This is a genomic window from Aestuariivirga sp. (genome assembly GCF_046294715.1).
Lineage (GTDB): Bacteria > Pseudomonadota > Alphaproteobacteria > Rhizobiales > Aestuariivirgaceae > Aestuariivirga.
The window spans coordinates 43,781-56,774 of the sequence record NZ_JBKBKI010000016.1 but is presented as its reverse complement, the minus strand read 5'-3'; the positions used below and the strand labels follow the sequence as shown (position 1 = coordinate 56,774).

The 12,994-nt window shown below is 66.8% G+C and carries 16 protein-coding genes; 13 read left to right on the top strand and 3 right to left on the bottom strand.

The genetic code is table 11. The features are described 5' to 3' along the window. Positions 1–2: 2 nt before the first annotated feature. The gene (locus ACK4HL_RS12305) at positions 3–1,001 is read right to left on the bottom strand and encodes an AAA family ATPase (protein WP_409760688.1); all 999 of its coding nucleotides are present in this window, start codon (positions 999–1,001) and stop codon (positions 3–5) included. Between the two features lie 129 nt (positions 1,002–1,130). Between ACK4HL_RS12305 and ACK4HL_RS12300 the strand changes: the two genes are divergently transcribed. From ACK4HL_RS12300 to ACK4HL_RS12250, 11 genes are all read left to right on the top strand, one after another. Beyond that, positions 1,131–1,715 carry a DUF1285 domain-containing protein gene (locus ACK4HL_RS12300; protein ID WP_409760686.1) on the top strand — a complete coding sequence of 195 codons (585 nt, stop codon included), beginning with the start codon at positions 1,131–1,133 and terminating at the stop codon, positions 1,713–1,715. Positions 1,716–1,720: 5 nt separating this feature from the next. Then, positions 1,721–2,344, top strand: a complete 624-nt coding sequence (locus ACK4HL_RS12295; RefSeq protein ID WP_409760684.1) for a CoA pyrophosphatase — start codon at positions 1,721–1,723, stop codon at positions 2,342–2,344. Next, positions 2,341–3,522: a CCA tRNA nucleotidyltransferase gene (locus ACK4HL_RS12290; RefSeq protein WP_409760682.1), complete on the top strand. Its 1,182-nt coding sequence runs from the start codon at positions 2,341–2,343 to the stop codon at positions 3,520–3,522. The genes ACK4HL_RS12295 and ACK4HL_RS12290 overlap by 4 nt, the downstream gene beginning before the upstream one ends. 25 nt (positions 3,523–3,547) lie before the next feature. Continuing rightward, a complete protein-coding gene (locus ACK4HL_RS12285) occupies positions 3,548–3,919 on the top strand; it encodes a cupin domain-containing protein (RefSeq protein WP_409760680.1) in 372 nt (123 codons plus the stop codon). Further along, entirely contained in the window at positions 3,916–4,671 is a 756-nt protein-coding gene (locus ACK4HL_RS12280) for an SDR family oxidoreductase (protein ID WP_409760678.1), read from the top strand. Before ACK4HL_RS12285 ends, ACK4HL_RS12280 begins: the two co-directional genes overlap by 4 nt. Further along, complete coding sequence (gene folB / locus ACK4HL_RS12275; protein ID WP_409760676.1) at positions 4,668–5,066, top strand: dihydroneopterin aldolase; 399 nt, start codon at positions 4,668–4,670, stop codon at positions 5,064–5,066. The genes ACK4HL_RS12280 and folB overlap by 4 nt, the downstream gene beginning before the upstream one ends. Before the next feature lie 136 nt (positions 5,067–5,202). Then, positions 5,203–5,670, top strand: coding sequence for a BA14K family protein (locus tag ACK4HL_RS12270; RefSeq protein WP_409760674.1), 468 nt, complete (start codon positions 5,203–5,205; stop codon positions 5,668–5,670). 111 nt (positions 5,671–5,781) lie between these two features. Then, positions 5,782–7,692, top strand: a complete 1,911-nt coding sequence (gene uvrC / locus ACK4HL_RS12265) for an excinuclease ABC subunit UvrC (RefSeq protein WP_409760672.1) — start codon at positions 5,782–5,784, stop codon at positions 7,690–7,692. Continuing rightward, complete coding sequence (gene pgsA / locus ACK4HL_RS12260) at positions 7,689–8,294, top strand: CDP-diacylglycerol--glycerol-3-phosphate 3-phosphatidyltransferase (protein WP_409760670.1); 606 nt, start codon at positions 7,689–7,691, stop codon at positions 8,292–8,294. The genes uvrC and pgsA overlap by 4 nt, the downstream gene beginning before the upstream one ends. Beyond that, a complete protein-coding gene (gene moaD, locus ACK4HL_RS12255; RefSeq protein WP_409760668.1) occupies positions 8,295–8,546 on the top strand; it encodes a molybdopterin converting factor subunit 1 in 252 nt (83 codons plus the stop codon). After that, positions 8,546–9,304 (top strand): pseudouridine synthase, encoded by a 759-nt coding sequence (locus ACK4HL_RS12250; RefSeq protein WP_409760666.1) that lies wholly within the window; start codon positions 8,546–8,548, stop codon positions 9,302–9,304. Before moaD ends, ACK4HL_RS12250 begins: the two co-directional genes overlap by 1 nt. A gap of 24 nt (positions 9,305–9,328) precedes the next feature. Here the strand turns inward: ACK4HL_RS12250 and ACK4HL_RS12245 are convergent, their stop codons facing one another. Both ACK4HL_RS12245 and ACK4HL_RS12240 read right to left on the bottom strand, forming a co-directional pair. Beyond that, complete coding sequence (locus tag ACK4HL_RS12245) at positions 9,329–10,780, bottom strand: GMC family oxidoreductase (protein ID WP_409760664.1); 1,452 nt, start codon at positions 10,778–10,780, stop codon at positions 9,329–9,331. Then, positions 10,777–11,664 carry a branched-chain amino acid aminotransferase gene (locus tag ACK4HL_RS12240; protein WP_409760662.1) on the bottom strand — a complete coding sequence of 296 codons (888 nt, stop codon included), beginning with the start codon at positions 11,662–11,664 and terminating at the stop codon, positions 10,777–10,779. The genes ACK4HL_RS12245 and ACK4HL_RS12240 overlap by 4 nt, the downstream gene beginning before the upstream one ends. Positions 11,665–11,781: 117 nt before the next feature. Here ACK4HL_RS12240 and ACK4HL_RS12235 point away from each other — a divergent pair, with 117 nt between their 5' ends. Together ACK4HL_RS12235 and ACK4HL_RS12230 are read left to right on the top strand one after the other, a co-directional pair. Further along, complete coding sequence (locus ACK4HL_RS12235) at positions 11,782–12,315, top strand: MarR family winged helix-turn-helix transcriptional regulator (RefSeq protein WP_409760660.1); 534 nt, start codon at positions 11,782–11,784, stop codon at positions 12,313–12,315. Further along, positions 12,308–12,988 (top strand): response regulator, encoded by a 681-nt coding sequence (locus ACK4HL_RS12230; protein ID WP_409760658.1) that lies wholly within the window; start codon positions 12,308–12,310, stop codon positions 12,986–12,988. Before ACK4HL_RS12235 ends, ACK4HL_RS12230 begins: the two co-directional genes overlap by 8 nt. Positions 12,989–12,994: the final 6 nt, after the last annotated feature.

The window sequence follows — 12,994 nt, the reverse complement described above, 5'->3', positions numbered from 1 at the left end:
GTTCAGGCGATCAGCCGGGCCAGCCGCTCGATGGTGCCGTCGATGGTGTGGCCGTCGGCGCGGGCCGTGAAGTTGAGCGCCATGCGGTGGCGGAAGACGGGGCCCATCAGCGCCATCACGTCATCGAGAGAGGGCGACAGCCGGCCCTGCAGCAGGGCGCGGGCACGCGCGCCCAGCATCAGCGCCTGCGAGGCGCGAGGCGAAGGGCCCCAGCCGACATTGCGGTTCACGAACTCGTCGGCCTCCGGGCCCGGGCGCGCGGCGCGCACCACGCGGAGGATCGCCTCGGCCACCTGCTCGCCCACGGGGATCAGCCGCGTCAGCCGCTGGGCGTTCATCAGTTCGGTGGTGGTGAGCACCTTTTCGGGAGCCTCCTCCGCCGCGCCCGTCGTGGCGAAGAGCATGCGGCGCTCGGCATCGAGAGAAGGATAGGGAACGTCGATCTGGACGAGGAAGCGGTCGAGCTGGGCTTCCGGCAGCGGATAGGTGCCTTCCTGCTCGATCGGGTTCTGGGTGGCCAGCACATGGAAGGGGCGTGGCAGGTCGTGGCGCTGGCCGGCCACCGTCACATGGTGCTCCTGCATGGCCTGGAGCAGGGCGGACTGGGTGCGCGGCGAGGCGCGGTTGATCTCGTCGGCCATCATCAGCTGGCAGAAGACGGGGCCCTCGAGGAAGCGGAACTGGCGGCGGCCCGTCTCGCTCTCCTCCATCACCTCGGAGCCGAGGATGTCGGCCGGCATCAGGTCCGGCGTGAACTGCACGCGCTTCTCCTCGAGGCCGAGGACGCGGCCGAGCGTGCTGGCGAGCTTGGTCTTGGCGAGGCCGGGCGCACCCACCAGGAGCGCGTGCCCGCCGCCCAGGATGGCGATCAGCACCTGCTCCACCACCTCGTCCTGGCCGAAGATGACCCGCCCGATCGCGGCCCTTGCCCGCCCGAGGCGTTCTCCCACGGTTTCGAGGTCGGCGATGATCTGGCGGTCTGCTTCGTTGATGCTCGGCATGGGGCTCACTATAATTCCTGGAACGCGGCCATATTGCGGGCGCGCCAACGTTGTTCTTAATGACATCCTCGTGAACGAGAATGGCCTAAAAGAGGCGGGTAAGGGGCCCGACTCACCGTTGCGGACACCATGAGCACAGAACAGAGAGACGCAAGCAACCCCCTGAAGGGGCTGAACGAGGCGCGGAAGGCCAAGGGCCCCCCGCCGGTCGATCTCTGGAATCCGCCCTTCTGCGGCGATATCGACATGCGGATCGCCCAGGACGGCACCTGGTTCTACATGAATTCCCCCATCGGGCGGAAGCCGCTGGTGCAGCTCTTCGCCTCGGTGCTGCGGCACGACGAGGACGGGAAATATTATCTCGTCACCCCGGTCGAAAAGGTGGGCATCCGGGTGGATGACGCGCCGTTCACCGCGGTGCGTATGCAGGTGGAGGGCGAGGGCCGCGCCCAGGTGATCCGCTTCGAGACCAATGTCGATGACGAGGTGACGGTGGACGAGGGCCACCCGCTGCGTTTCGCCGAGGAGGAGGGCACCGGCGGCCTCAAGCCCTATGTGCTGGTCAGGGCCAGGCTCGAGGCGCTGGTGAGCCGGGCCCTGTTCTACGATCTTGCGGCGGCGGGACGGGTCGAGGAGGGGTGGTTCGGCGTCTGGTCCTCCGGGCGCTTCTACCCCATGCAGAGGGCCGCCGAGATCGGGCTTGCCGCATCTTGAGCGCCGTGTTCGACGAAACCGATTTCCGGAGGCGTGCCGCCGAGCGGCTGCACCGGAAGGCGCCCGCCCTTCACAGGCTGAGCGACGACGATCTCAACCCTGAAGCCCGCATGATCCCCGAGGGGGTGGCGCCGAAACCCGCCGCCGTGCTGGTGCCGCTGGTCTCCCGAGCCGATGGCCTCCACATGCTGCTCACCGAGCGCCAGCCCCATCTGAGCCGGCATGCCGGGCAGGTGGCCTTCCCCGGGGGCCGCATCGACGACACGGACGAGAGCCCGGTTGCCGCCGCCCTCCGCGAGACCGAGGAGGAGACCGGGATCGCCCGCTCCTTCGTCGAGCCCCTTGGTTTTCTCGACACCTATCTCACCAGCACCAACTACCGGGTCGTTCCCGTCGTCGGCATCGTCCGGCCAGGCTTCACCGTGGTGCCGCATGCGGGCGAGGTGGCGGATGTCTTCGAGGTGCCGCTCGCCTTCCTCATGAACCCCGGGCATCACGCCCGCCATTCGCGGGATTACCAGGGCCGGGAGAGGTTCTACTATGCGATGCCATGGCAGGGGCGCTACATCTGGGGCGCCACTGCGGGCATGATCCGGAACCTTTATTCCCTGATGTACGAGACGCAATGACCGATCTTCCCTCCCTTGCCCGGGCCAGATGGCTGAAGGCGCCGCCGCTGCAGCGGGTGATGGCTGCCATCGCCGCTGCTGGCGGTGAAGCGCGGGTCGCGGGGGGCGCGGTGCGAAACGCTCTCCTGAAGGAACCGGTGACCGAGGTGGACCTTGCCACGACGCTCTCGCCCGAGCAGGTGACCGAGGCCTGCGCGGCCGGGGGCATGAGCGTCCACCCCACCGGCATCGAGCATGGCACGGTGACCGTGGTGGCCGACCATCACCCGTTCGAGGTCACCACGCTGCGCCACGACGTCGAGACGGACGGCCGCCGCGCCCGGGTGAAATTCACCGACGACTGGCAGGCCGATGCGCTCCGGCGGGACTTCACGATCAACGCGCTGTACAGCGATGCGCAAGGAAAAATCTACGATTATACAAATGGTTATGACGATATCCTGCGAAGGAGAATCATCTTCGTGGGCAGCCCCGCGCAGCGGATCGAGGAGGATTACCTCCGGATCCTGCGCTTCTTCCGGTTCCACGCCCGCTATGGCAAGGGCACTCCGGACCAGGCGGGGCTCGCGGCCTGCGTCGAGCGCCGCTCGGGGCTCGACGGGCTCTCGGCGGAGCGCATCCGCCAGGAGATGTTCAAGCTCCTGGCCGCCCCTGGCGCCGTGCCGACGCTGCAACTGATGGCGGAGCACGGCATCCTCTCCCATTGCCTTGGCCACACACGGGAGTGGCGCGTGATCTCGCGGCTGCCGCCCGACCCGCTGCTCCGCCTCGCCGTTCTGGCCGAAGACCCGACGGCCATGAAGGAGCGCTGGCGGCTTTCCAACCACGAGGTAAAGCGGCTCGAGGCCATCGTCTCGCTGCCGCCGCCGTCTCCCGCCCTCCGTCCGGCCGAGCAGCGCGTCATCCTCTACCAGATCGGGGCGGAGGCCTGGCGGGACCTCGTCCATATCGCGTGGGCCAGATCGGAAGCATCGCCCGACGATGGCGCCTGGCAAGACCTGCTCGGCCTGCCGGAGCGCTGGGAGATTCCGAAGCTCCCTGTCTCGGGCCGCGATCTTCTCGCCGCCGGGCTTCAGCCTGGCCCCGGGATCGGAGAGACGCTGCGGCGGCTGGAAGACTGGTGGGTGGCCTCGGGCTTCTCGGCCGGCCGCGAAGAGCTTCTGAAGCGAGTGAACTAGCGACTGCAAACAGGGGGACAGCAACATGGCCGACATTCTGGTGATGAAGACCAAGGGCAAGGGAGCGCCGAAGCCGGACAGGGGCAAGCCCGACGAGGCGAAACTCGTCAAGGGCAAGTACCGCACGAAGACATGGAACCATTTCACCGGCGAGGATGACCGTCTCTATTGCGGCATCTGGGAATCAACACCGGGCAAGGTGAAGGTCGCGTACGAGGAATGGGAGTTCTGCCATTTCATCGAGGGCAAGGCCATCCTCACCAATGCGGAGGGCAAGTCCTGGACGCTCCGGAAGGGTGACGCTTTCATCATCCCTGCGGGTTTCACCGGCACCTGGGAGACGGTAAAGACGGTAAGGAAGCACTACGTCATCCTCATGCCGAAGCCTGTGGCATGAACAGGTCGGTCCTCGTCACCGGCTCGGCGAAGCGCATCGGGCGCAGGCTTGCGCTCGACCTCGCCAAGGAGGGGTGGGACGTCGCCGTCCACTGCAACACCTCGCCCGCCGAGGCGGAGGAGGTGGCGGGCTTCATCCGCGGCATGGGGCGGCGCGCGGTGATCGTGCGGGGCGATCTTTCCGACGCCGATGTGCCGGACCGGCTGATCGCCGAGGCGTCCGCGGCGCTCGGCGGACTCACCTGCCTCATCAACAACGCCTCGCTCTTCGAGCCCGACGAGGTCGGCGCCATCACGCAGGAGAGCTGGGGCGAACATCTCGACACCAACCTCCGCGCACCCGTCTTCCTCTCGCAGGCCTTCGCGCGGCAACTGCCGGAGGGCACGGAAGGCAACATCATCTCGATCATCGACCAGCGGGTGTGGAAGCTAAACCCAAGATTCTTTTCCTACACCACCTCGAAATCCGGACTGTGGACGGCGACGCGGACACTCGCCCAGGCCCTGGCCCCGCGGATCAGGGTCAACGCCATCGGCCCCGGCCCCGCGCTCCCTTCCGCCCGCATGGACCAGGCGGAGTTCGACAAACAAGCCGCCCTGACGCTGCTGGGCCGCGGCACGTCGCCGGAGGAGATATCCGCCGCCGTCAAGTTCATATTGTCCCAGCCCGCGCTGACGGGGCAGATGATCGCGCTCGACGGCGGGCAGCATCTGGTCTGGCAGACGCCGGACGTCGTCGAGGTGAATGAATGAAGAAGCCCATGATCAGCCATCACGTGGCGAGCGCCGCCTCGGGGCTCCGGCACGTCTTCGTGCGCGACCTCGAGCTCATGGCGCTGATCGGCATCTACGAGCATGAAAAGCGCGACCCGCAGCGCATCATCGTCAACATCGACCTTTCGGTGAAGGAAGGCGAGGGGCCGAAGGACGACGACATCGGCCATGTCGTCTCCTACGAGATCGTGGTGAAGAAGGTGGAGGCGATCATCGCCGAGGGCCACATCAATCTCGTGGAGACGCTGTGCGAGAAAATCGCCTCCGCCTGCCTCAGGGACCGTCGCGTGGTGGCGGCCCGCGTCAGGGTCGAGAAGCCGGACATCATTCCCAACGCCCGCAGCGTCGGCGTGGAGATCGAGCGCCAGCGATGAGTGGAGTTCTGCACACTGGATTGCATTTCCCGCCGGTTTCGCAGGAACCATCTGCGTAACCTGCCGTTTCCCGAGCACACCCGCAGCGCTTTCCCGGCGAGGAGAGCGGCCGGGGCAAGCAAGGGAGTTCGCGTTCATGTTACGAAACAGCCTCATCGCACTTGCCGCCCTCGGGGCGGGAATCGTCGGTTTCTCCACGGTGGAGGCTTCCGCCTTCACACTTCGGCAGCAGACGCCCGTGATCGAGACGGGTGGTTCGCCATTGCTGACGGAAGTCCGCCACCGGAACGATCACATTGGAAGGAAGAACTGGAACCGCCCGCGCACCTACGAGCGCAACCGCCATGGCCGGCGCTGCAGTGGATGGAACAATCACTGCCGCCACTACTATCGCGGGTACTACTATGAGAATCCATGGTGGGTCCTGCCGCTGGTCGGTGCCGGGATCGCCCTGAGCACCCGCGATTACGACGATTACGACGGCTACAGCAGCCGCCATGTCCGTTGGTGCGAAGACCGCTACCGGTCCTACAACCCCCGCAACAACACGTGGGTGTCCTACAGCGGCCGGGTACGGGAGTGCGTGAGCCCCTACGGGCCGTAAAGTCCCCCACGAGGATCCTCTGAAGCAGGCCGGCGCCCCCGAGGCGCCGGTTTTTCATTGTGCGGGAACCCGATCTTCCCCAATTGGGGGCAGGGATATAGAAGACCCACGATGATCACCGAACCTGCCCAAGCTCCGGAAGACTCGCCTCGGCCCGCCCTCGCCGGCGCCGATCTCATCCGGGATTTCGTGACGCGGCTTCCCGGAAGGCCCGGCGTCTACCGCATGTATGACGGCAAGGGCGACGTCATCTATGTCGGCAAGGCACGAAACCTGAAGAACCGCGTGTCGAACTACACGCGGCCGTGGGGCCACTCGAGCCGCATCGCGGCGATGATCTCGCTCACCGCCAACATGGAGTTCGTGACCACCGCCACGGAAGCAGAGGCGCTGCTCCTCGAGGCAAACCTCATCAAGAAGCTGAAGCCCCGCTTCAACGTGGTGCTCAGGGACGACAAGTCGTTTCCCTATATCCTCATCGCCAAGGATCATCGCGTGCCGCAGCTGGTGAAGCACCGCGGGGCGCGGACACGGAAGGGCAGCTATTACGGCCCCTTCGCCTCGGCGGGTGCGGTGAACCGCGCCATCAACACGCTGCAGAAGGCGTTCCTGATCCGCTCCTGCAACGACAGCGTCTACGCCAACCGCACGCGGCCGTGCCTGCTCTACCAGATCAAGCGCTGCTCGGCGCCCTGCGTGGGCTACATCGAACCCGAGGCGCATGACGAACTGGTGCGCGAGGCCGAGGCATTTCTCGGCGGCAAGAGCCAGGCCGTGAAGGCGCAACTGGCGCGCCAGATGGAGGAGGCCGCCGAGGCGCTCGATTTCGAGCGGGCCGCCGCCTGCCGGGACCGCATCCAGGCGATGAGCTTCGTAACCCAGACGCAGGGCATAAACCCGCAGTCGGTCGAGGAGGCGGACGTCTTCGGCCTCGCGCAGGAGGGCGGGCAGACCTGCATTCAGGTGTTCTTCTTCCGCTCCTTCCAGAACTGGGGCAACCGCGCCTATTATCCCAAGGCGGACAAGAGCCACGAGGCGCCGGAGATCCTCGCCTCTTTCCTCGCCCAGTTCTATGACGACAAGCCGGTGCCGGACCTCGTGCTGCTCTCGCACGACATTGACGAGCGCGAACTCGTGGAGGAGGCGCTCTCGACCCACGCCGGCCGCCGCATCGAGGTGGCGGTGCCGCAGCGCGGCGAGAAGAAGAGCCTCGTCGAGCACGCACTGAGCAACGCCCGCGAGGCGCTGGGGCGGAAGATGGCCGAGTCCTCGTCCCAGGCGAAGCTGCTCGAAGGCGTGCAGCGCGTCTTCGGCCTCGTGGAGCAGCCGCGGCGGATCGAGGTCTACGACAACTCGCACATCCAGGGATCGAACCCGGTGGGCGCCATGATCGTGGCGGGGCCAGACGGCTTCGTCAAATCGCAATACCGCAAGTTCAACATCCGCACGGAGGAGATCGGCTCGGACGATTTCGCGATGATGCGCGAGGTGCTTGCCCGCCGCTTCAGCCGGCTCGTCCGCGAGCAGGGCGAGGAGCGGGGTGCCGAAGAGGGAAAGGACGTCCAGGCCTGGCCGGACCTCGTGCTGATCGACGGAGGCCAGGGCCAGCTGTCGGCGGCGAAAACCGTGCTGGACGAGCTCGGCCTGTCGGACCTTCCCGTGGCCGGCGTCGCCAAGGGGCCGGACCGCGACGCGGGGCGCGAGCATTTCCACGTGCCCGGGCGGGCCTCGTTCATGCTCGAATCGCGCGACCCGGTGCTCTATTATATCCAGCGCCTCCGGGACGAGGCGCATCGCTTCGCCATCGGTTCGCACCGGGCACGGCGGTCGAAGGCCATCGGCGTCAACCCCCTGGACGAGGTGCCAGGGATCGGGCCGCTCAGAAAGAAGGCCTTGCTGCAGGCCTTCGGTTCGGCCAAAGCGGTGGCGCGGGCCAGCGTGACCGACCTCGCCGCCGTGGATGGCGTGAGCCGGGCGCTGGCGCAGGCTATTTACGACCACTTCCACGAGAGTGCAGAATGAGCACGATGGACGGAACCGAAAGCGGCAAGGCCCTGCAGTATTCGAAGGTGTGGAACCTTCCGAACATCCTGACCTATGGCCGGATCGTGGCGGTGCCCATCGTCGCGGGTCTCCTCCTGTGGGGCGGCGACACGGCGCGGCTGACGGCGCTCGCCATCTATGTGCTGGCGGCGATCAGCGATTTCTTCGACGGGTACCTGGCGCGGCGCTGGAAGCAGCAATCCTCGCTCGGCCGCATGCTGGATCCGATTGCCGACAAGGTGCTCGTCGCCGTGGTGCTGCTGGTGCTGTGCGCCGACAGCATTCTGGCGGGCGGCCATATCTGGGCGGCGATCATCATCCTGTCGCGCGAGGTGCTGGTCTCGGGGCTTCGCGAATATCTGGGCGAGCTGCAGGTTTCGGTGCCGGTCACCAAGATCGCCAAGTGGAAGACCACGGTGCAGCTCGTCTCAATCGGCTTTCTCATCGCCGGCCCCGCGGGCGACAGGTTCGTGCCCTATACGACGGAGATCGGCATCGGCATGCTGTGGATCGCGGCGGGTCTTACACTTTACACCGGCTATGATTATTTCCGGGCCGGCATCCGTCATGTCGTGGATTGAATGAAAATACTGTATTTCGCCCGCATCCGGCAGATCGCCGGCCGCAGTTCCGAGGAGGTCGAGGTGCCCGCCTCGGTCTCGACCGTGGCACAGCTGATCGATTTCCTGAGTTCCCGGGACGAGGCGGTGGCCGCGGCCCTCTCCGAGCGGCGCACGCTGCGCGCCGCGGTGGACCAGGCGCATGTGGCTCTCGATGCACCCGTTTCGGGCGCGCGCGAAGTGGCGTTCTTCCCGCCCGTCACCGGCGGCTGATGCGGCTCAACGTCTTTCTCCAGCGTGCCGGGATCGGCAGCCGCCGCGAGGCGGAGCGGCTGGTGGCCGAGGGGCGTGTCAGCGTGAACGGCGCGAAGGCCGAGCCCACGATGCCGGTGGAGGAGGGCGATGCCGTCGCGGTGGACGGCAAGCCCGTGGCGCCCGCGCTGCGGCCGTTGCCGCGTCTCTTCCTGATGAACAAGCCGGTGGACGTGCTCGTCACCCACCGCGATCCGCAGGGACGCCCGACGATCTTCGATCTCCCGGCGCTGAAGCCCCCGCGCTGGCCGCGCTCGCATCCGCGGGTGATGAGCGTGGGCCGGCTCGACGTCAACAGCGAAGGACTGTTGGTGCTCTCCTCCGACGGCCCGCTCGCCCAGGCGATGATGAGCCCGGCCACGGCACTCTCCCGCGTCTACCGGGTGCGGGTGCGGGGGCAGCTGAAGCCCGCCGATCTCGCCGCATTGGCGCGCGGCATCACGATCGACGGCATCCACTACCGCGGCGCCGAGTTCACGGAAGAGGAAGGCCACGAGGGGCGGCAGAACCGCTGGTACCGCTGCGTGCTGAAGGAAGGCAAGAACCGCGAGATCCGGAGGCTGTTCGAGCATTTCGGCTGCATGGTGAACCGCCTCATCCGCCTGCAGTACGGGCCCTTCACGCTGGAAGGGCTGGCGCCGGGCGAGGTGCGCGAGGTGCCGCCCGGCAAGGTCAAGGCCTTCATGGATGAACTCGCAAGAAAGGGCGCGCGGCCGTAACCGCCCGTGCAAGGCTGGCTCTGCTCAGGCGATCAGGTCTGCTGCCTTTTCCGCGACCATCATCACTGCCGAATTGATGTTGACGGTGATGAGGGAAGGGAAGACGGAGGCATCGGCGATGTAGAGGCCGTCGAGGCCCATCACCTTCAGGTCCGGCGTCACCACCCGGCCGATCGCCGCGGTGCAGCAAGGATGATAGACGGTCTCGCAGACCTCGCGGATATAGGCCTTCCATTCATCGTCGCTCTCGACGGCTGGGCCCGGGTGAACCTCTGCGCGGACGAGCTTCGCCATGGCGCGGGTCTGGCCGAGCTTGCGGGTGAAGCGCAGCGCGCGCAGCAGCAGATCGAGGTCATGCGGGTCGGTGAAGTAGTTGAGGGCGATCGCCGGCTTGTCGGCCATGGAGGGGCTGGAGAGGCGGATTTCGCCCTCGCTCCTGGCGCGCGTCACGTTGGGCGAGGCCTTCACCGCCGGTCCTTGCGTGGCGAGGCGCGGATTGTCGGCATATTTCTCGCGCACGCGCAGCCCGAAATGGAAGAGGATGTCGGGGGCCGGCGCCTCCTTGTCGAGCGTCAGCATCATCGTCGCCTCGAAAGGGCAGACCTCCCAGCCCGAGACCGGCTCATGTGTCTCCCACACCACCGGGGCCGCCACATGGTCGCGCAGATTCCGGCCGAGATGCGGCAGGTCGGCGATGACGCGGATGCCGTGCCGCTTCAGCTCCGCCGCAGGACCGAGCCCCGAGACCATCATCAGCTGCGGCGTCTGGATCGATCCGCAGGCGAGCACCACCGCCCTCGCGGCGCGGATCTCGCCGCGCGCCGTCTCCGCGCCCACCACGCGGCCGTTCTCCACCAACAGGCGGGTGGCCATGCACTCCGTCCACACCTCGAGATGCTTCGGCAGGCCTTGGAGCGGATGGAGATAGGCGACGGAGGATGATTGCCGCAGCCGGCCCCGGGCGTTGAGCGGAAAAAGGCCGACGCCCTGGCGCACCTCGCGGCCGAAATCCACCTCATCGAGCCCGAGCTCGAGCCCCGCTTCGATGAACCGGCGGCTCGCCTCGTGGCAGGGGGCAGGCTCGATTGCGATGGTGTCGGCGATGCGCTGCCAGTAAGGCGCCATTGCCTCGGCGTTCCAGCCGGTGGCTCCAAGCCGTTCCCACTCGTCGAAATCGGAGGCGGGCGGGCGGATGAAGGCGCAGTCATTGTGGTTGGCGCAGCCGCCGAGCAGCCGGGCGCGGGCATATTTCAGGAGGGGCGGGGCGCCGGGCAGGGTCGAGGCGGTGAAGCCCCAGTCATAATCATCCGTCTGCTCGTCGAGCCTTGCGAGATCGACGGCGGCGGGATCGCCCTCGTCGGCCTTCCCGGCTTCGAGGAGAATGATGCGGCCCGTGGTCCTTTCGCTCAGGCGCCTGGCGACGACGGCTCCCGCGGAGCCGCCGCCGATGACGAGATAATCGCAGGCGTGGCTCACGCCGCCTTCGACTTCGGCCTCACCGCATTGGTGTAGGCGTCCATCAGGGTGCGGCTGATGTTGGCGGGGGTGAAGCGGTAGGGGCCGATCTCGGCAACCGGCGTCACCTCGGCGGCGGAGCCGACGATGAAGCACTCGTTGAAGGAGGGGAGTTCCTCCGGCATGATCCGCCGCTCGATCACCTCGAGGCCCTGTTCCTTGGCCAGCGCGATCACCGTCTGGCGGGTGATGCCGTTCAGGAAGCAGTCGGCGATCGGCGTGTGGATGGCGCCATCACGCGTGAAGAAGATGTTGGCGCCGGTGCACTCGGCCACGCGGCCCTGCCAGTCCAGCATCATGGCGTCGGCATAGCCCTTCTTCTCCGCCTTGTGCTTGGAGATCGTGCAGATCATGTAGAGGCCCGCAGCCTTGGCGTGGACCGGGGCGCATTGCGGGTCCGGGCGGCGGTAGTCCGCGATGTCGAGCTTGATGCCCTTCATCTTGGTCTCGGGGTCGAACATCGAGGGCCAGGCCCAGGTGGCGATCGCCACGTGTATCTTGTTGTGCTGGGCGGAGACCGCCATCATCTCCGAGCCGCGCCAGGCCACCGGGCGCACATACTGGTCGCCGCCGCCATTCAACTCCACCACCCTGTCCTTGGCAGCGTTCAGCTCCTCCACCGAGTACGGGATCTCGAAGTCCATGATCTCGGCCGACTTGCGCAGCCGCACCGAATGCTCGGTCGTCTTGAAGATGACGCCGTCATAGGCGCGCTCGCCCTCGAACACGCAGGAGCCGTAGTGCAGGCCATGGGTGAGCACATGGACCTTGGCATCCTTCCAGGGCACGATCTCGCCATTGAACCAGATCCAACCGTCGCGCTGGTCGAAGGGTATGATCGCCATGGCTTGCTGCTCCTGTCCGGCCTATATGTGGCGAGGAGTGGTCCCGGAAGAGGGCTCCCGCAACATGATTTCGTTATGTGGTGGACGAGCGTAACGATGACGGTTAAATATGTCAATATGGCTGACGTAATTTCTGCTCCGGAGACCGGCGGCGATGCACCCAGCGACCAGGAAACGGTTGCACTCATCGAGCTGCTGTTCTTCGCCTACCGCGATTTCGTGTCCGACCCGGACGAGATCCTCTCCCAGTTCGGTTTCGGCCGGGCCCATCACCGGGTGCTGCATTTCGTGGGCCGCGACCCCGGCATGACGGTGCAGCAGCTGCTCGACATCCTGCGCATCACCAAGCAGAGCCTGGGCCGCGTGCTGAAGGAGCTGATCGACAAGGGCTATGTCTTCCAGAAGGAGGGCGAGAGCGACCGACGCCAGCGCCTGCTCTACCTCACGGAAGCCGGCGAGGAGCTGCGCCAGCGCCTGATGCGGCCGCAGATGAACCGCATCCGCCGCGCGGTCTCGCTCGCCGGCGGCAATGCGGGGCTTGTCTATCGCAAGGTGCTCTATCACATGGTCTCGCCCGAGAACCGCGAAGCCGTGCGGGACTGGATCGACCGTGCGAGTCTCCTCGGCGAGGGGGAGAAGGGCCGTGGATGATCTTCCCCACATCCTGGTGGTGGATGACGACCGGCGCATCCGGCAGCTGCTCCAGACCTTCCTGATGGAGAACGGCTTCCGCATCTCGGCCGCCGCCACCGCCGCGGAAGCGCGCGAGAAGATGCGGATCATGGCCTATGACCTCGTGGTGCTCGACATCATGATGCCGGGCGAAACCGGACTGTCCCTCACCCAGTCGCTCCGGGCGGAACGAAACGGGGTGCCGGTGCTGATGCTCTCCGCGCTGGCCGATCCCTCCGACCGCATCGCCGGCCTCGAGACGGGGAGCGACGATTACCTGGCGAAGCCCTTCGAGCCGCGCGAGCTTCTCCTCCGGATCAGGGGTCTGCTGCGCCGCCAGGAGCAGGGCGGGCGCGGGCGCGGGGAAGTCTCCTTCGGGCCCTATGTGTTCCATCTCCAGCGCGGCGAGCTGCGCCGCGGCGAGGAGCCCGTCAGGCTCACCAGCCGGGAAAAGGAATTCCTCCGCGTCCTCGCGGCGCGCGCCGGCATCCCGGTGGCGCGGGGCGAGCTCGCGCCGGAAGCTTCCGAGGAGGGCGCGCGCAGCGTCGACGTCCAGATCAACCGGCTGCGCCAGAAGATCGAGGACGACCCCTCCAATCCCGTCCACCTCCAGACGGTGAGGGGTGCCGGCTATGTCCTGCACGTCGACTGAGGACAG